The organism is Streptomyces spinosisporus (assembly GCF_022698145.1).
Lineage (GTDB): Bacteria > Actinomycetota > Actinomycetes > Streptomycetales > Streptomycetaceae > Streptomyces > Streptomyces spinosisporus.
Map to the genome: position 1 here is coordinate 1 of NZ_JALDAX010000035.1, position 17,363 is coordinate 17,363.

Sequence of the window (17,363 nt, forward strand, 5' to 3'; positions counted from 1 at the left end):
GATCACGACATTGCCGGGCTGCTTGCGCCGGACCGGCAGCTCGTCTGAGTAGTGTCCCTCAGCTGCCGCGGCACCCTGGGGTTCGTTGAGGATGCTCACAGGTTGTTCGTCTCCCGGTTCTTCTCGTGGCTCGTCTGCGCGATGCCGGCGGGAACGTAACCGGTCTGCCCCTTCTTCGCGAGGTCCTTGAGGTGCTGCTCGTAGCGCTCGGGGGAGACGACCTTCACGTTGAACAGCATCCGGGAGTGGTCGACGCCGCAGAGCTCGGCGCACTTGCCCCTGAAGGTGCCCTCACGGTTGGGAGTCACCTGGAAGGAGTTGGTGTGGCCCGGGACGACGTCCATCTTCATCAGGAACGGAAGCACCCAGAAGTCATGGATGACGTCGCGCGAGGTGAGCACGAAGCGGACCGTCTTGCCCTTCGGCAGCCACAGCGTCGGACCCGGGTTACCCGTCTGCGGGTTCTTCGTCGCGGGCGTACCGACGTCGTAGACACCGCCGGCGTTCGCCGGGAAGTCCTTCTTGAACCGGTCCGGGATGGCGGCCAGGTTCTTGTCGGTCTTCGCGTCACCGGTGGAACCGGCGACCGGCGCGACATAGTTGAAGCCCCAGCTCCACTGGAACGCCACGACGTTCACGGTGACCGAGGGCTTCTTGTCCGTGAGGCTGAGCAGCTTCGACTCGTCGCGGGCCGTGAAGTAGAACAGCACCGAGACGATGACGAGCGGAACGACCGTGTACAGCGCCTCGATCGGCATGTTGTACCGGGTCTGCGGGGGAACCTCGATCTTGGTGCGGCTGCGCCGGTGGAAGATCGTGCTCCAGATGATCAGGCCCCACACCAGCACGCCGGTGGCGAGCGCGGCGGCCCAGGAACCCTGCCACAGGGAGAGGATCCGCGGAGCCTCTTCCGTGGTCGGGGTGGGCATACCAAGGCGGGGGAAGTCCTTGTATGTGCAACCGGTGGCGGTCGCCAGGACCAGGCCCGCGGTCATTGCCTGCAGCAGCTTCCGCCGCATCGGGCGCCGCGGCGAGCGGTCGGAGCCGTTGGGACTCACGTAGCGCCTTCCCGAGAGTCTCGCCCGCGCGTATTGGCTGCGGCCTTCTCGGTGGTCGGTCGCCGCCCTGCGTCGGGCAGGGGTTTGGATGTTTATGCGGACCAAACCCTAGCCGACGCTCTCCGAGGGTTCGCGGGGAGGGGGGCCTAGTGGGCAGGGGGGTTCGCTGAATTGGCGGCTGCGGGTGGTTTGTGGCTGGTCGCGCAGTTCCCCGCGCCCCTTAAGAGCTGCTGCAGTGGCCCCTCGTCTTACCGTTGGCGTATGTCCTATTTCGATGCTGCTTCCGCCGTGGCTCTTCATCCTGTGGCGCGGCAGGCGCTGTTGGCCTCGTTGGATGAGGGGTGGGCCGATCCTGCTCGGTTGTACCGGGAGGGGCGGCGGGCGCGGATGTTGCTGGATGCGGCGCGGGAGGCGGCGGCCGAGGGGGTGGGGTGCCGGGCGGACGAGTTGGTGTTCACGTCGTCCGGGACGCGGGCCGTACATGTGGGGATCGCGGGGGCGCTGGCCGGGCGTCACCGGATCGGGCGTCACCTGATCGTGTCGGCGGTCGAACACTCCTCGGTGCTCCATGCGGCTGACACGCATGAGGCCGGCGGCGGGAGCGTCACGCAGGTCGGGGTGGACCGGCGGGGGCGGGTGGCGCCGGAGTCGTACGCCGCCGTTCTGCGCCCCGACACCGCGCTGGCCTGTCTGCAGTCGGCCAACCACGAGGTGGGCACCGAGCAGCCCGTGGCCGAAGTGGCGGCGCTGTGCCGGGAGTCCGGGGTGCCGCTGCTGGTGGATGCGGCGCAGTCGCTGGGATGGGGGCCGGTCGGGGGCGACTGGTCGCTGCTGACGGCGAGCGCGCACAAGTGGGGCGGGCCCTCGGGCGTGGGGCTGCTGGTCGTGCGCAAGGGCGTGCGGTTCGCCGCGCAAGGGCCCGCGGACGAGCGGGAGTCGGGGCGGGCCGCCGGGTTCGAGAACCTTCCGGCGATCGTGGCGGCGGCCGCCTCGCTGCGGGCGGTGCGTGCGGAGGCGGAGCAAGAGGCGCTACGGCTGCGGGAGCTGACGGAGCGGATCCGGCAGCGGGTGCCGCGGCTGGTGCCGGACGTGGAGGTGGTCGGGGATCCGGAGCGGCGGCTGCCGGGGATCGTCACCTTCTCCTGTCTCTATGTCGATGGAGAGACATTGCTGCACGAGCTGGACCGGGAGGGTTTCTCCGTCTCGTCCGGATCGTCCTGTACGAGCAGCACGCTGACGCCCAGCCATGTGCTGAAGGCGATGGGGGTGCTGAGTGAGGGGAATGTGCGGGTCTCGCTGCCCGCGGGAACGGCCGCGGAGGACGTCGAGCGGTTCCTGGAGGTGCTGCCGGGGGCCGTGGCGGGGGTGCGGGAGAAGCTCGGGGCGCCGGCCCCGGCGGCGACCGTGCGTCAGGACGTCCTGGTCGTCGACGCCCTCGGCAAGCGCTGCCCGATCCCCGTCATCGAGCTGGCCAAGGTCATCGGCGACGTACCGGTCGGCGCGCTGGTCCGTGTCCTGTCCGACGACACGGCGGCCCGCCTCGACATCCCGGCGTGGTGCGACATGCGCGAGCAGGAGTACGTGGGTGAGGAGCCGGCGGACCGCGGAACGGCCTATCTGGTCCGCCGGCTGAGCTGATCCCCTGGACGGTGCCGGTTCAGCCGAGGTGCTTGCGGACCTCGGACGCCGCCTCGTCGCCGTAGGCCTTGCTGAAGCGCTCCATGAAGTGGCCGCGGCGCAGCTGGTACTCCTGGGTGCCCACCGTCTCGATGACGAGGGTCGCCAGCATGCAGCCGACCTGCGCGGCGCGCTCCAGCGAGACGCCCCAGGCCAGGCCCGAGAGGAAGCCGGCACGGAAGGCGTCGCCGACGCCCGTGGGGTCGGCCTTGCGCTCCTCCTCGGGGCAGCCGACCTCGATCGGGTCCTCGCCCTCGCGCTCGATGCGGACGCCGCGCGAGCCGAGCGTGGTCACCCGGGTGCCGACCTTGGCGAGGATCTCGGGGTCGCTCCAGCCGGTCTTGGACTCGATCAGGCCCTTCTCGTACTCGTTCGAGAAGAGGTACGTCGCGCCGTCCAGCAGTATCCGGATCTCGTCGCCGTTCATCCGGGCGATCTGCTGGGAGAAGTCCGCGGCGAACGGGATCCGGCGCGAGCGGCACTCCTCGGTGTGCCGGAGCATGCCCTCCGGGTCGTCGGCGCCGATCAGGACCAGGTCGAGGCCGCCGACGCGGTCCGCGACCGTCTTCAGCTCGATCAGCCGCGCCTCGCTCATGGCGCCCGTGTAGAACGAGCCGATCTGGTTGTGGTCGGCGTCGGTGGTGCACACGAAGCGGGCGGTGTGCAGGGTCTCGGAGATACGGACCGAGTCGGTGTCGACGCCGTGCCGTTCCAGCCAGGCGCGGTACTCGTCGAAGTCGAAGCCGGCGGCGCCGACCAGGATCGGCCGGGTGCCCAGCTGCCCCATGCCGAAGGCGATGTTGGCGCCGACGCCGCCACGGCGTACGTCGAGGTTGTCGACCAGGAAGGAGAGCGAGACCGTGTGCAGTTGGTCCGCGACGAACTGGTCGGCGAAGCGGCCTGGGAAGGTCATGAGGTGGTCGGTGGCGATGGAGCCGGTGACTGCGATGCGCACGGCTAGGACTCTCCTGAGGGGAGACGGATTGACAGTTCACGCTACCGGGTCGGTGCGGGGGGCTGAAGGGGGGCTTGGAAGTGTCTGAAACTACCCGATAGTAGATCTTTCTTCGCGGGGCCCGACGTGCATACGGTGCCGCTATGACGAACCTCGAGGTTCATGCCCCGGCCCCGGCCCCGGTCGATCTGGAAGGCGACCTCGCGTCGCTGCGCGGCGACTGCGTCCGGATGGTCCCCCACTGGGCCCCTCCCGAGCGGAACGTTTCCCTTCCGGTCTCCCCCTCACGCATCCACGGCGTGACCGTGCCGCCGAAATCGGCCGGCCTGCTGGAGGCGATGTCCGACTACGGAGACTGAACGCGACGGAACTCTGCTCGGCTCGTGTGCCCGGTTCGTTCGATGGAACCGTGCGCTCCTCCGCTGCGTCCCATCGCCGTCCCCCGTCGGGGGGATGTGCGATACGACCCTCCAGCGGCCCGTTTTGACAGGGCCGGGTCAGGGTCGCAGGACAGCTGTGCAGCAGAAGGAGCGATGCGGTGACTACCGAGCGACCCGACAACGACGCCGCCGACTCCGCGGACGAGCGGGACGACGCGACCGCTGCGGTTGCGGGTGACCCGAGCGCGGAGGCGGAGGACGACGGGGCGGCTGCGGTTGCCGAGGGAACGGACGAGGGCGGGCGGGCGGAAGCCGGCCGCGACGACGACGGGCGGGCGGAGGCCGGTCGCGACGATGCCGAGCAGGGCGGCGCCGGGAACAGCGATGCGACGCGCGGCGGCGACGAGCACGCCGGTGTCACACCCGACGGCGACGAGCACGCCGGTGCCGACGACGACGCCGTAGCCGCAGCATCCGCTCCCGCCGAAGCTCCCGACCCCGCCGAAGTCCCCGGCCCCCACGAGGTCGAGCCGGAGGTGCGCCCCCGGCGGCGGTCGCCCGTGCTCATCGCTTCCGTGGCTGCGGCCGTACTGCTTGTGGGCGGCGGTAGTGCCTATCTGGCCACCGGGGCCTCGGGCGGGTCCGGCGGAGGGGCGGGCTCGGGGGCGTCCGGTGACGGCCGCACTCCCCCGCCGCTCGCCCTCGACGGCTACTCCCAGGGCGGTTCGCCCGGCATCGCACCCGGGGAGCCGAACCCGTACGGCGTGACGTACGAGGTGGCCGGCACCCTGCCCGACGGCCCCGGCTCCGCGCCCGTGTACCGGGCGGCGGGCGAGGTCGGCAAGGGCGAGGTGACGCGGTTGGCGAAGGCCCTCGGGCTGACCGGGACTCCGGTGGTGCGGGGACAGTCCTGGCAGGTCGGGCCCGACAAGGACGGGTCGGGGCCGAGCCTGGTGGTGGACAAGCAGGCGCCGGGCACCTGGACGTTCCGCCGCTACGCGGCCGGCACCGACGACTGCCAGGGCATCGCCACGTGCACCAAGGGCCCGACCAAGGACCCCGCGAACCCGGCCGGTGCCACCGTGAGCGAGGCCGCCGCGAAGAAGGCCGCCGCGCCGGTGCTGAAGGCGGTCGGCCAGGACGACGCCAAGGTGGACGCGAGCCAGGTCATGGGTGCCCAGCGGGCGGTGAACGCCAACCCGCTGGTCGGCGGGCTGCCCACGTACGGCTGGTCGACCGGACTGACGGTGAGCGCGCAGGGCGAGGTGGTCGGCGGCACCGGTCAGCTGAAGGCACCGGTGAAGAGCGACACCTATCCCGTGCTGGACGCGCGGAAGACGCTGGAGCTGATGAACTCGGCGCCCACGACCGACCACCGCATGGGCATCGGCGGCTGCGCCAGCCCCGTACCGCTGAAGGACCGGCTGGAGCAGCCGTGCGGGCAGTCGACGCCGAGCGCGGCGCCGAAACAGACCGTCACGGTCGAGGACGCGGTGTTCGGGCTGGCCGCGCGGGCCGTGGGCGGGCGGCAGGCGCTGGTGCCGTCCTGGCTGTTCCAGGTGAAGGGCGCCGGCACGCCGAGCGGTTTCACGGTGACGTATCCGGCCGTGGACCCGAAGTATCTGGCCTCGAACGCGACGCCCACACCGTCGGCGACCTCGCCGGGCGACGAGCCCACCGCGGCGCCGGCCACGCGTGATGTCAAGGTGGACGGCTACACGGCCGAGGGCGACGAGCTGACCGTGGGCTTCACGGGCGGGGTGTGCGCCGACTACGAGGTGACCGCGAGCGAGAGCGCGGGCGCGGTGACGGTCAAGGTGACCGAGAAGCCCTGGAAGGGCAAGGTCTGCATCGAGATCGCCAAGGAGTTCGAGAAGACCGTGCAGCTGGAGAAGCCGCTCGGCGACCGCAAGGTCGTGGGCTCGAACGGCAAGCAGATCCCGCAGCTGAAGAAGGGGGCACGGCTGCCCCGTACGACCGGGGTGCAGTAGTCCCGAGCGCCGGAAGACGCGAAGGCGGCGGCCCCGTCGGAGGGGGCCGCCGCCTTCGGCCTGTTCAGTGGGTCGTGCGGCTCAGCTGAAGGAGTCGCCGCAGGCGCAGGAGCCGGTCGCGTTCGGGTTGTCGATCGTGAAGCCCTGCTTCTCGATCGTGTCCACGAAGTCGACCGTGGCGCCGCCCAGGTAGGGAGCGCTCATGCGGTCGGTGACGACCTTCACGCCGCCGAAGTCCTTCTCCACGTCGCCGTCGAGGGAACGCTCGTCGAAGAAGAGCTGGTAGCGCAGACCCGAGCAGCCACCGGGCTGGACGGCGACGCGCAGGGCCAGGTCGTCGCGCCCTTCCTGGTCGAGCAGGGCCTTGACCTTCGACGCGGCGGCGTCGGTCAGGATGATGCCGTCGGTGACGGTGGTGGTCTCGTCCGATACGGACATCTACATCTCTCCCGGGTTGTACGGAGACTGCTTGCCGACTGTGCAACCGGCAAGGCCGCGGATTCATTCCGGGCCGGGCGCCTTACTTCGGCTCCTTCTTCATGCTCGCACACGGGCAGGGAAGCGGAAAACGCCTCATCGGGATTCACGTCACATCGACGCTATGACCATCGTCAAACTGACGTGAACCGGGTTATGATAGATAACGTCAATTCGACGAAAAGTAGAAAGGGTGCGTGTCGTGACCACCGCCCAGACCCCGGAGCTCGACGTACAGCCGACTCCCCTTGCCCTGCTGCTCCTCGGCCGTGAGGCCGACCCGAAGAGCGAGCGCGGCGTCGAGTGTCCCGGTGACCTGCCCTCGCCGTCCGACCCCGATCTCGTGGCCCGTGCCCGCGCGGCCAAGGAGAAGCTCGGCGACAAGGTCTTCGTGCTCGGCCACCACTACCAGCGCGACGAGGTCATCCAGTTCGCCGACGTGACGGGTGACTCCTTCAAGCTGGCCAGGGACGCGGCGGCGCGTCCGGAGGCCGAGTACATCGTGTTCTGCGGTGTGCACTTCATGGCGGAGTCCGCCGACATCCTCACCTCCGCCGAGCAGAAGGTGGTCCTGCCCGACCTCGCCGCCGGGTGCTCCATGGCCGACATGGCCACGGCCGAGCAGGTCGCCGAGTGCTGGGACGTGCTGACCGAGGCCGGCGTGGCCGAGCAGGTCGTGCCGGTGTCGTACATGAACTCCTCCGCGGACATCAAGGCGTTCACGGGCAAGCACGGCGGCACGATCTGCACCTCCTCCAACGCGCAGCGCGCACTGGAGTGGGCCTTCCAGCAGGGCGAGAAGGTGCTGTTCCTGCCCGACCAGCACCTCGGACGCAACACGGCGGTGCGGGACATGGGCATGTCCCTGGAGGACTGTGTCGTCTACAACCCGCACAAGCCCAACGGCGGGCTGACGGCGGAGCAGTTGCGCGACGCGCGGATGATCCTGTGGCGGGGCCACTGCTCGGTGCACGGCCGGTTCTCGCTGGACTCGGTCAACGACGTGCGCGAGCGCATCCCCGGCGTGAACGTCCTGGTCCACCCCGAGTGCCGGCACGAGGTCGTGGCCGCGGCGGACCACGTCGGCTCGACCGAGTACATCATCAAGGCCCTGGAGGCCGCCCCCGCCGGTTCCAAGTGGGCCATCGGCACGGAGCTCAATCTCGTACGCCGGCTGGCGAACCGTTTCGCTCCCGAGGGCAAGGAGATCGTCTTCCTCGACAAGACGGTCTGCTTCTGCTCGACCATGAACCGCATCGACCTGCCCCATCTGGTCTGGGCCCTGGAGTCGCTGGCCGAGGGCAACCTGGTCAACCGGATCGAGGTCGACCAGGAGACGGAGGCGTTCGCGAAGCTGGCGCTGGAGCGGATGCTCGCCCTGCCGTAGGGCCTTCGCACGACGCAGACCGAGGCCCCGGCCGCCTGAGCGGCCGGGGCCTCGCGTGTGGGTGAGCGCTGCTCAGACGCCGGCCGGCTCCAGCGTCTGCTCCGGCTTCTCCTGCTTGTCCTGCTTCGCCTGCCTCTTGGCCGCGCGCTTCTTCGCGCGGCGCTCCTTGCGGAGCTCCAGCATCGCGTAGAGCGTCGGGACGAGGAGCAGGGTGAGCAGGGTCGACGTGATCAGACCGCCGATGACGACCACGGCCAGCGGCTGGGCGATGAAGCCGCCCTCGCCGGTGACGCCGAGGGCCATCGGGAGCAGGGCGAAGATCGTCGCCAGGGCCGTCATGAGGATCGGGCGCAGCCGGTGGCGGCCGCCCTCGATCACGGCCTCGACGACGCCGTGGCCCTGCCTGCGGTACTGGTTGATCAGGTCGATCAGCACGATCGCGTTCGTCACCACGATGCCGATCAGCATCAGCATGCCGATCATCGCGGGGACGCCCATCGGGGTGCCGGTGGCGACCAGCAGGCCGATCGCGCCCGTGGCCGCGAACGGGATGGAGACCAGCAGGATCAGCGGCTGGGCCAGCGAGCGGAAGGTCGCGACCAGCAGCATGAAGACGATCGCGATCGCCGCGAGCATCGCCAGGCCCAGGTTCTTGAACGCGTCGTCCTGGTCGGAGGAGACGCCGCCGATCTCCGCCGTGGCACCCGCCGGGAGCTTCAGGGCGTCGATCTTCGACTGCAGCTTGGTGCTCACCGCGCCCGTGTTGTCGCCGGTGGGCCGCGCGGTGATGGTCGCCGCGCGCTGACCGTCGATACGGGTCATGGAGACGGGCCCGTCGACCAGCTTCACGGTGGCGATGTCACCGAGCTTCACCGGGCCGAGCGGAAGGTTCCTCAGCTGGGCCAGGGTCGTGGCCGGCTTCGCCGACCTGATGACGACGTCGCGCTCGGTGTCGTCCAGGACCGCCTTGGCGGCGGTGGTGCCCTTGACCGCCTGGGCGACGGCCGCGCCGAGGGTCTGGTCGTCGAAACCGGCCGCTGCCGCCTTGGAGTTGGCCTTGACCGAGATGCGCGGCACGCTCTGCGAGAGGTCGCTGCTGACGTCGGTGACATGGTCGAGGCTCGCCACGGCGGACCGCACCTGCTCCGACGCCTTGCTCAGCACGGCCGCGTCGGCCGCCTTCACGACGACGCTCAGGTCCTGGTCGCCGAAGCCGTCACCGGCCGAGACGGTGGTCGTGCCGACGCCGGAGAGCTTCTTCAGACCCGACTCGATGGCGTTCTGCACGTCCTCGTACGAGGCCTTGTCGTCCAGCATCACCTGGTACGAGGCCTGGTTGGTGTCCGTGCCGCCGCCGAAGGCCGCCATGAAGCCGGACGAGCCGACCGTCACCTGGTAGTCCTTGACGCCGTCGATGCCGGCCAGCAGGCGCTCGACCTTGTGCGCGGAGGCGTCGGTGGCCGCCAGGCTGGTGCCGGGCTTCAACTCCTGCTTGACGGTGAGGACTTCCTGCTCGCCCTGGTCGAAGAAGTTGGTCTTCAGCAGCGGCGCCATGCCGAACGTGCCCACCAGGATCACGATCGCCAGCAGCACGCTGGTCAGCCGGCGCCGGGTGGCGAAGCGCAGGACGGGGACGTAGAAGCGCTGGAGACGGCTCCTCGCCTCCTTCTCCTCGGCCCTGCGGCGGGCCTCGTCGGCGTCGGCGGGCGTGCCCTTGGGGGCGCGCAGGAACCAGTACGACAGCACCGGCACGACCGTCAGCGAGACCACGAGCGAGGCCAGCAGGGCCGCCGTCACCGTCAGGCTGAACGAGCCGAACAGCTCGCCCACCATGCCGCCGACCAGGCCGATCGGCAGGAAGACGGCGACCGTGGTGAGGGTGGAGGAGGTGACCGCGCCGGCGACCTCGCGGACCGCCCTGAGGATGGCCTCCTGGCGCTCCTCGCCGTAGCCGAGGTGCCGCTTGATGTTCTCCAGGACCACGATCGAGTCGTCGACGACCCGGCCGATGGCGATGGTCAGGGCGCCCAGCGTCAGCATGTTGAGCGAGAGGTCACGGGTCCACAGCACGATCAGGGCCAGGACGACCGAGAGCGGGATGCTCACCGCCGTGACGAGCGTGGAGCGCACGGAGGCGAGGAAGACCAGGATGACGAGGACCGCGAAGAGCAGACCGAGCCCGCCCTCGGTGGTCAGGCCGCTGATGGCCTTCGAGACCGCCGGGCCCTGGTCGCTGACGACCGTGATCTTCGTGTCGGAGCCCAGGTCCTTGCGCAGGTCCGGGAGCTTGTCCTGGACCGCGTCCGAGATGGCGACCGCGCTGCCGTCGTGGTCCATGGTGACCATCACGGCGAGGGAGGGCTTGCCGTCGGTGCGGGTGAGGGAGTCGGCCGGGGCCTGCTGCTGCTTCACCGTGGCGAGGTCGCCGAGGCGTACGGGCTTGCCCGCGCCCTGGCCCGTGACCATCAGGTCCTCGATCTGCTGCAGCGAGGTGAAGCCGCCGCCCACCTGGACGGTGCGGTTGTGGCCGTCCTCGTCGAAGGAGCCCGCGGGGACGGTCGCGCCGCCCGCCTGCAGGGCCTGCGACAGCGCCTGCGCGGAGAGCCCCGCCGCCGCCAGCTTCCTGTCGTCGGGCGTCACGGAGACCTGGAGGTCGCGCACGCCGTCGACGGTGACGCGGCCGACGCCGTCGATGTCCTTCAGATCCGGTACGACGGTACGGTCCAGCCGGTCGGCGAGGGCCTGCTGGTCCGTGCCGGAGGTGACGGCGAGCACGACGGTCGGGATGTCGTCCGTCGAGCCGGCGACGACCTGCGGGTCGACGTCGTCCGGGAGCTGGGCGCGGGCCCGGTTGACGGCCTGCTGGACGTCGGCGACGAGCTGCTTGGTGTCGTTGCCGTAGTCGAAGGACGCCATGATCACGGCGTTGCCCTCGCTCGCCGTGGAGGTGACGCCCGAGATGCCGTCGACGGCTTCGAGGTTGTCCTCGATGGGCTCGACGACCTGCTTCTCGACCACGTCCGGGGACGCGCCCTGGTACGGCGCGAGGACGGACACCATGGGCAGTTCGATGGAGGGCAGCAGCTGCTGCTTGAGCTGGGGTATCGCGATCGCCCCGAAGGCGAGCGCGATGATGGACATCAGCCCGATCAGGGCCCGTTGCGCGAGGCTGAACCTGGACAGCCAGGACATGGGTGAGGGTCTCTCTTCGGTGAGCGGCGGGAATCGGCGGCGCACAGGTGAGCGCCCGCCCCTACACCCTGAGCCATCGCCGTGAGGTGATCCGTAAGCCCCAGGTCCATTTCCTTATCCGGCGCATACTCCGGGTGCAGTACGGCCGGGTAGAGCTCACTCCACCCTCGGACGTACCAGCCCGGACTCGTAGGCGATCACCACCAGCTGGGCCCGGTCGCGGGCGCCCAGCTTGGCCATGGCGCGGTTGACGTGCGTCTTCACGGTGAGCGGGCTGACCTCCAGGCGCTCGGCGATCTCGTCGTTGGAGTGGCCGCCGGCGACCTGGACCAGGACCTCGCGCTCGCGGACGGTGAGGGCGTCGAGCCGTTCGGAGCGGGCAGGGTCGCGGCCGTCGTCCGTGTCGCCCTGGGCGAGGAAGCGGGCGATCAGGCCCTTGGTGGCGGCCGGGGAGAGCAGGGCCTCGCCGCCGGCCGCGATCCGGATGGCGCTCAGCAGCTCGTCGGGTTCGCTGCCCTTGCCGAGGAAGCCGGAGGCGCCGGCGCGCAGCGACTGGACCACGTAGTCGTCGACCTCGAAGGTCGTCAGGATCACCACGCGGACATGGGCGAGGGTGGGGTCGGCGCTGATCATGCGGGTGGCGGCGAGGCCGTCGGTGCCGGGCATCCGGATGTCCATCAGCACGACGTCGGCCCGCTGCTCCTTGGCCAGCCGCACCGCCTCAGCACCGTCCGAGGCCTCGCCTACGACCTCCATGTCCGGCTCGGAGTCGACGAGCACACGGAACGCACTGCGCAGCAGTGCCTGGTCGTCGGCGAGCAGGACACGGATCATCGTCATGCAGGGGTCCTTTGCGGCGCGGGTACGCGGTTTCCGGTGTGGGTTCGCGGTGTCCTACGACAACTTCCGCGGGGTGCGCAGAAGTTCCGCGGACCGGTCATACGACGTCCTCGGCAGCACGCGAGCGGGTCTTGACGCCTCGGTCAGACGGCGTCCTCCGCCGCCCGCGAGCGGGTCTTGACCGGCAGGATTGCGTGGACGCGGAAGCCGCCGCCGTAGCGGGGGCCGGTGGTGAGGGTGCCGCGCAGGGCGGTGACGCGTTCGCGCATGCCGAGCAGTCCGTGGCCGCCGCCGCTCACGGGTTCGTCGTCCTCGCCGGAGCCGTTGTCGAGGACGGTGATCTCGATGTTCGGGCCGACCCGTACGACGCTGACCTCGGCCTTGGCGTCCGTACCGGCGTGCTTCTGCACATTGGTCAGGGCTTCCTGGATGACGCGGTAGGCGGCCAGGCCGACGGCCGCGGGCAGCGTCGTGCCCTGGTCGGCGCGGGCGATCTCGATGTGCAGTCCGGCGCTGCGGAAGGTGCCGACGAGTTCGTCGAGGCGGTCGAGGCCGGGGGCGGGTTCGGTGGGCGCCTCGGGGTCGCCGGACTGGCGGAGCAGGCCGACGGTGGCGCGCAGTTCGTTGAGCGCGGAGCGGCTGGCCTCGCGGACGTGGGCGAGGGCCTCCTTGGCCTGGTCGGGCCGCTTGTCCATGACATGCGCGGCCACGCCCGCCTGCACATTGACCAGGGCGATGTGGTGTGCGACGACGTCGTGCAGATCGCGGGCGATGCGCAGGCGCTCCTCGGCGACCCGGCGGCGGGCCTCCTCCTCGCGGGTGCGCTCGGCCCGCTCGGCGCGCTCGCGGATGGCCTGGACGACGGCACGCCGGCTGCGCACTGCGTCACCCGCGGTGGCACCGATACCGGTCCAGGCGAAGATCGCCAGGTTCTCCTGGGCGTACCAGGGCAGCGGACCGGCCAGCATGGCGGTCCCGGTGAGGACGGTCATCGTCAGCAGGCCCAGCCGCCAGGTGGTGAGCCGGTCGGTGCTGGCGGCGACCGTGAACAGGGCGATCACCGCGGCCATCGCCACGGGTGCCCTGGGGTCGTCCACGACGCACTCGACGACGGAGACGGTCCCGGTGAGGGCGAGGACCGTCCGCGGGGCACGGCGGCGGAAGACCAGGGCGAGGGCGCCGAGGGTCATCAGGACCAGGGCGAGCGGGTCGGGGGTGCGGACGCCCCAGGCGATGCCGTGCGGGTCGTTCGGGTCCACGAAGGAACCGGCCACCATGCACAGGAGCACGCCGGCCGCGAGGGTGGCGTCCAGTGCCAGCGGATGGGCCTTCAGCCGGCATCTGGTGCGGTCGAGTGTGCTCACGCTTCGACAGTACGGGGGTGGTCCCGGCGCCGGTACCAGTGGTGGTGCCCTGCGGCCCCGCGTGACCGGGCGCCGGCGTGACCGGGGGCCTGCGCCCCCGGGAGCGGTCAGCCCGGGATCAGCCCGTCGTCGCTCAGCAGCTCCCGCACTTCCTCCAGGGTCGCGTCGGAGGACGGCAGGATCAGCTGGGACGGCTCCAGGGAGTCGTCGGGCAGGGGCTCGCCCAGTTCGCGGACCTTGGCGAGGAGGGCCTGCAGGGTGCTGCGGAAGCCCGGGCCGTCGCCGTTCTCCATCTCGCGCAGGAGCTCGTCGTCCAGCTTGTCGAGTGCGGTGAGGTGGCTCTCGGCCAGCCTCACCTGCCCCTCCCCCATGATCCTCACGACCATGTCGCCCATGTCGGCCTCCTAGGCGTGGCCCCTACTGCTTGTCGAAGCGCGGGGTGTCCGTCGGCTGCTGCTGGGACTGAGCCTGCCCCGTACCGCCCTCGATCGCCTGCTGGGACGAGCCGCCGGCGAGCTCCGCCTTCATGCGCTGCAGCTCCAGCTCCACGTCCGAACCGCCGGAGATCCGGTCCAGCTCGGCCTGGATCTCGTCCTTGTGCATGCCGGACGGGTCGTCCAGGGCGCCCGAGGCGAGCAGTTCGTCGATGGCGCCGGCGCGGGCCTGCAACTGCGCCGTCTTGTCCTCGGCACGCTGGATCGCGAGGCCGACGTCGCCCATCTCCTCGGAGATGCCGGAGAAGGCCTCCCCGATCCGGGTCTGGGCCTGGGCCGCGGTGTACGTGGCCTTGATCGTCTCCTTCTTGGTGCGGAAGGCGTCGACCTTGGCCTGCAGCCGCTGGGCCGCCAGGGTGAGCTTCTCCTCCTCGCCCTGGAGCGTCGCGTGCTGCGTCTCGAGGTCGGTGACCTGCTGCTGGAGCGCGGCACGGCGGGACAGCGCCTCGCGGGCGAGGTCCTCACGGCCCAGCGCGAGCGCCTTGCGGCCCTGGTCCTCCAGCTTGGTGGACTGCGACTGCAGCTGGTTCAGCTGCAGCTCCAGGCGCTTGCGGGACGTGGCCACGTCCGCCACACCGCGGCGCACCTTCTGCAGCAGCTCCAACTGCTTCTGGTACGAGTAATCGAGGGTTTCGCGCGGGTCCTCGGCCCGGTCAAGGGCCTTGTTCGCCTTCGCGCGGAAGATCATCCCCATACGCTTCATGACACCGCTCATGGGCTTCGCGCGCCCCCTTCTGACCGACTCCGGCTCCAGCTCTGCGACAGAACCCACAGTACGGGCCCTGCATCCATTGACGCACTGTTCGGGGACGGATGCGCTCATCCGCAAGGACGACTGCTGCCGTTCCCGATCCGGCGTAGGGAGTAGGTGGCCCCCCAGGGAACCGCAGTGGTGCACAACGTCCCCTCTGCCCCTTAACTGACGACTGGCGTTGCCGGATCGTTCCCCGCGGGGCTGGGGTCCAACCCCGGCCACCCCGTACCCTTGGGTTTTGTGTTCCGTAGCCGTGCCAAGGAAGAGAAGGCCCCCGCCGCCAAGGTGGGGATGACCGACTCCAAGCAGACCCGTGATCCGCAGGCCCCCAAGGGCCGCCCCACGCCCAAGCGCAGTGAGGCCCAGTCGCAGCGCCGTAGCGTCGCCAACACCTCGATGACGCGCAAGGACGCCGCCAAGCGTCAGCGTGACGAGCGCCGCGCCGCGATGGAGCGGCAGCGCCAGGCGCTCGCAGGCGGTGACGAGCGCTATCTGCCCGCCCGCGACAAGGGGCCGGTGCGCAAGTTCGCTCGGGACTGGATCGACTCGCGGTTCAACGTCGCGGAGTTCTTCCTGCCGATGGCCGTGGTCATCCTCGTGCTGAGCATGGTCCGGGTGGGTGCGCTGCAGAGCATCGCGCTGCTGCTCTGGCTCGTCGTGATCGTGCTGATCGTGCTCGACGCGATCGTCAGCACCGTCCGGCTCAGGAAGCAGCTCGCCGAGCGCTTCCCCGACCAGAACACCAAGGGCGCCACTCGCTACGCCCTGATGCGCTCCCTCCAGATGCGTCGGCTCCGGCTGCCGAAGCCGCAGGTCAAGCGCGGAGAGCGGCCCTGAGCACGACGTCGTTCTCCGGGGGCGCGGCAGACGCCTGGCTGAGCAAGGTGGGCGGTCTGCGTGATGTCGTACGCCAGGAGCTGGTGGCGCGGCAGCTGGACGAGCAGATAGCGGCACGCTTCCCGGTCGGGCAGCGGCTGCGGGTGCTCGACGTCGGCATGGGGCAGGGCACCCAGGCGCTGCGTCTGGCGCGGGCCGGGCACCAGGTGACCGGTCTGGAGCAGGACGCCACGATGGTCGCGGCGGCGCGCAGGGCGCTCGCGGGTGAGCCCGAGGGCATCCGGGAGCGGATGCGGATCATCGAGGGCGACGGCCGGGACACCGGGGTGCACTTCCTGCCGGGCAGCTTCGACGTGGTGCTGTGCCACGGGGTGCTGATGTACGTCGAGGAGCCGGATCCGCTGGTGGCGGGGCTGGCCCGGATGCTCGCACACGGCGGGCTGCTGTCGCTGCTCGTGCGCAACGGCGACGCGCTGGCGATGCGGCCCGGCCTGTCCGGCGACTGGTCGGGCGCGCTGGGCGCCTTCGACACGGTCGCCTACACCAACCGCCTCGGCCTGGACGTACGGGCCGACCGGCTCCGGACGCTGACGGCGACGCTCGCCGGGATCGCGGCGCCCCTGCACGCCTGGTACGGCGTGCGGGTGTTCACCGACACCGCACCGGACGGGGCGGAGCTCCCGGACGACCTGGAGGCGCTGCTGGCGGCCGAGGAGCGGGCCGGGCGGACCGATCCCTACCGCGGGGTGGCGGCGTTGCTGCATCTGTGCGGGGTGCGCGGCTGAGCCCCATTCGGGCGAGCACCGCGAGCCGGACGATTTCCCCGAAGTGAGACTCGGGGCATGGACGTCACCCGTATCCCTGCCCTGCGGCCGCTCGTCGCGGCGGCCGCGCTGTGCTGTTCCCTCGCCCTTGTCTCCGGCTGCTCCGGCTCCTCCTCCGGCGGCGGGCGGGAGGAGTCGACCACCCGGGCCGCCCAGGCCGTGGCGCCCATGGCGGCCGACGACCTGGAGAGCGACTACCAGAAGGTGGTCAGGGACGTCCTGCCGTCGGTCGTGCAGATCCAGGCCGGCGACGACCTGGGGTCGGGCGTCGTGTACGACGACAAGGGGCACATCGTCACCAACGCCCATGTCGTCGGCGACCAGACGAGCTTCCAGGTCTCGACCGCGGGCAGCGAGGACGCGCTCACCGCACGGCTCGTCTACTCCTACCCGGAGCAGGATCTCGCGGTCGTCAAGCTGGACAGGGTGCCCGACGGGCTGAAGGCGGCCACCTTCGCGGACTCCTCGAAGGTGGAGGTCGGGCAGATCGTGCTGGCGATGGGCTCACCGCTCGGGCTGTCGTCCAGCGTGACGCAGGGGATCGTCTCGGCCACCGGACGGACCGTCACCGAGAACCGGTCCGGCGGCGGTACGGGAGCGACGATCGCGAACATGGTGCAGACGTCGGCGGCCATCAACCCGGGCAACAGCGGCGGCGCCCTCGTCAACCTCGACGGACAGGTCGTCGGCATTCCGACGCTCGCCGCCACCGACCCGAACCTGGGCAACAGTGCGGCGCCCGGCATCGGGTTCGCGATCCCCTCCTCGATGGTGAAGACGGTCGCCGACCAGATCATCAAGGACGGCAAGGTCACCGACTCCGGCCGGGCGGCGCTCGACATCACGGGCCGTACCGTCGTCGACGGTCAACTGCAGCCCGCCGGGGTCGCCGTGGTCGAGGTCAAGAGCGGCGGGGCGGCCGACAAGGCCGGCATCCGGGCCGGGGACATCATCACTCGGCTGGGTGACACGGACATCACCACGATCACCTCCCTGTCCGAGGCGCTGGCGGCGCAGCAGCCCGGGGACAGGGTGTCGGTGACATACACCCGCAACGGCAGCGAGAACAAGGCGGACGTGACGCTGGGCGAGCAGTGACGGGCGGCGGGACATGAGGAGGGCGGCCGTGCACC

At 70.6% G+C, this 17,363-nt stretch carries 15 protein-coding genes; 7 read left to right on the plus strand and 8 right to left on the minus strand.

Translation table 11 applies throughout. The features are described 5' to 3' along the window. Window positions 1-95 precede the first annotated feature (95 nt). Window positions 96-1,058, minus strand: a complete 963-nt coding sequence (gene ctaC / locus MQN93_RS42675) for an aa3-type cytochrome oxidase subunit II (protein ID WP_016435783.1) — start codon at window positions 1,056-1,058, stop codon at window positions 96-98. Window positions 1,059-1,319: 261 nt separating this feature from the next. Here ctaC and MQN93_RS42680 point away from each other — a divergent pair, with 261 nt between their 5' ends. Further along, entirely contained in the window at window positions 1,320-2,696 is a 1,377-nt protein-coding gene (locus MQN93_RS42680) for a cysteine desulfurase/sulfurtransferase TusA family protein (RefSeq protein WP_242713749.1), read from the plus strand. A gap of 19 nt (window positions 2,697-2,715) precedes the next feature. On the opposite strand, the gene MQN93_RS42685 is transcribed toward MQN93_RS42680, so the two are convergent. Then, window positions 2,716-3,690: a carbohydrate kinase family protein gene (locus MQN93_RS42685; RefSeq protein WP_016435781.1), complete on the minus strand. Its 975-nt coding sequence runs from the start codon at window positions 3,688-3,690 to the stop codon at window positions 2,716-2,718. A gap of 143 nt (window positions 3,691-3,833) precedes the next feature. On the opposite strand from MQN93_RS42685, the gene MQN93_RS42690 reads away from it, so the two are divergent. Further along, window positions 3,834-4,049, plus strand: a complete 216-nt coding sequence (locus MQN93_RS42690; RefSeq protein WP_242713750.1) for a hypothetical protein — start codon at window positions 3,834-3,836, stop codon at window positions 4,047-4,049. Window positions 4,050-4,228: 179 nt separating this feature from the next. Next, window positions 4,229-6,061 carry a hypothetical protein gene (locus MQN93_RS42695; RefSeq protein ID WP_242713751.1) on the plus strand — a complete coding sequence of 611 codons (1,833 nt, stop codon included), beginning with the start codon at window positions 4,229-4,231 and terminating at the stop codon, window positions 6,059-6,061. Between the two features lie 81 nt (window positions 6,062-6,142). Here MQN93_RS42695 and MQN93_RS42700 read toward each other — a convergent pair whose 3' ends face one another. Continuing rightward, window positions 6,143-6,499: a HesB/IscA family protein gene (locus MQN93_RS42700; protein WP_016435777.1), complete on the minus strand. Its 357-nt coding sequence runs from the start codon at window positions 6,497-6,499 to the stop codon at window positions 6,143-6,145. Between the two features lie 241 nt (window positions 6,500-6,740). Between MQN93_RS42700 and nadA the strand changes: the two genes are divergently transcribed. Beyond that, window positions 6,741-7,925, plus strand: coding sequence for a quinolinate synthase NadA (gene nadA, locus MQN93_RS42705; protein WP_242713752.1), 1,185 nt, complete (start codon window positions 6,741-6,743; stop codon window positions 7,923-7,925). A 72-nt stretch (window positions 7,926-7,997) separates the two neighbouring features. Here nadA and MQN93_RS42710 read toward each other — a convergent pair whose 3' ends face one another. The 5 genes from MQN93_RS42710 to MQN93_RS42730 form a co-directional block, all read right to left on the minus strand. Beyond that, window positions 7,998-11,117 (minus strand): efflux RND transporter permease subunit, encoded by a 3,120-nt coding sequence (locus MQN93_RS42710; RefSeq protein ID WP_242713753.1) that lies wholly within the window; start codon window positions 11,115-11,117, stop codon window positions 7,998-8,000. A gap of 156 nt (window positions 11,118-11,273) precedes the next feature. Continuing rightward, window positions 11,274-11,957, minus strand: coding sequence for a response regulator (locus tag MQN93_RS42715; RefSeq protein WP_242713754.1), 684 nt, complete (start codon window positions 11,955-11,957; stop codon window positions 11,274-11,276). A 143-nt stretch (window positions 11,958-12,100) separates the two neighbouring features. After that, window positions 12,101-13,321: a sensor histidine kinase gene (locus MQN93_RS42720; RefSeq protein ID WP_242713755.1), complete on the minus strand. Its 1,221-nt coding sequence runs from the start codon at window positions 13,319-13,321 to the stop codon at window positions 12,101-12,103. 107 nt (window positions 13,322-13,428) lie between these two features. Then, window positions 13,429-13,707, minus strand: a complete 279-nt coding sequence (gene pspAA / locus MQN93_RS42725; protein ID WP_037782931.1) for a PspA-associated protein PspAA — start codon at window positions 13,705-13,707, stop codon at window positions 13,429-13,431. 31 nt (window positions 13,708-13,738) lie between these two features. Further along, the gene (locus tag MQN93_RS42730) at window positions 13,739-14,503 is read right to left on the minus strand and encodes a PspA/IM30 family protein (protein WP_037782928.1); all 765 of its coding nucleotides are present in this window, start codon (window positions 14,501-14,503) and stop codon (window positions 13,739-13,741) included. A gap of 306 nt (window positions 14,504-14,809) precedes the next feature. Here MQN93_RS42730 and MQN93_RS42735 point away from each other — a divergent pair, with 306 nt between their 5' ends. The 3 genes from MQN93_RS42735 to MQN93_RS42745 all read left to right on the plus strand — a co-directional run bounded on the left by MQN93_RS42735 (window position 14,810) and on the right by MQN93_RS42745 (window position 17,328). Further along, window positions 14,810-15,406, plus strand: coding sequence for a DUF3043 domain-containing protein (locus MQN93_RS42735; protein ID WP_242713756.1), 597 nt, complete (start codon window positions 14,810-14,812; stop codon window positions 15,404-15,406). A gap of 83 nt (window positions 15,407-15,489) precedes the next feature. Beyond that, window positions 15,490-16,191, plus strand: a complete 702-nt coding sequence (locus tag MQN93_RS42740; protein ID WP_037782927.1) for a class I SAM-dependent methyltransferase — start codon at window positions 15,490-15,492, stop codon at window positions 16,189-16,191. A gap of 57 nt (window positions 16,192-16,248) precedes the next feature. After that, window positions 16,249-17,328, plus strand: coding sequence for a S1C family serine protease (locus MQN93_RS42745; protein ID WP_016435768.1), 1,080 nt, complete (start codon window positions 16,249-16,251; stop codon window positions 17,326-17,328). The last annotated feature ends 35 nt before the right edge of the window (window positions 17,329-17,363 follow it).

What these genes read in the sequence shown, in the direction of transcription:
- MQN93_RS42680 (WP_242713749.1), top strand. Translation starts at nt 1,320, where the DNA reads ATGTCCTATTTCGATGCTGCTTCCGCCGTGGCTCTTCATCCTGTGGCG.
- MQN93_RS42690 (WP_242713750.1), top strand. Translation starts at nt 3,834, where the DNA reads ATGACGAACCTCGAGGTTCATGCCCCGGCCCCGGCCCCGGTCGATCTG.
- MQN93_RS42700 (WP_016435777.1), bottom strand. Translation starts at nt 6,499, where the DNA reads ATGTCCGTATCGGACGAGACCACCACCGTCACCGACGGCATCATCCTG.
- MQN93_RS42710 (WP_242713753.1), bottom strand. Translation starts at nt 11,117, where the DNA reads ATGTCCTGGCTGTCCAGGTTCAGCCTCGCGCAACGGGCCCTGATCGGG.
- MQN93_RS42715 (WP_242713754.1), bottom strand. Translation starts at nt 11,957, where the DNA reads ATGACGATGATCCGTGTCCTGCTCGCCGACGACCAGGCACTGCTGCGC.
- pspAA (WP_037782931.1), bottom strand. Translation starts at nt 13,707, where the DNA reads ATGGTCGTGAGGATCATGGGGGAGGGGCAGGTGAGGCTGGCCGAGAGC.
- MQN93_RS42730 (WP_037782928.1), bottom strand. Translation starts at nt 14,503, where the DNA reads ATGATCTTCCGCGCGAAGGCGAACAAGGCCCTTGACCGGGCCGAGGAC.
- MQN93_RS42745 (WP_016435768.1), top strand. Translation starts at nt 16,249, where the DNA reads ATGGACGTCACCCGTATCCCTGCCCTGCGGCCGCTCGTCGCGGCGGCC.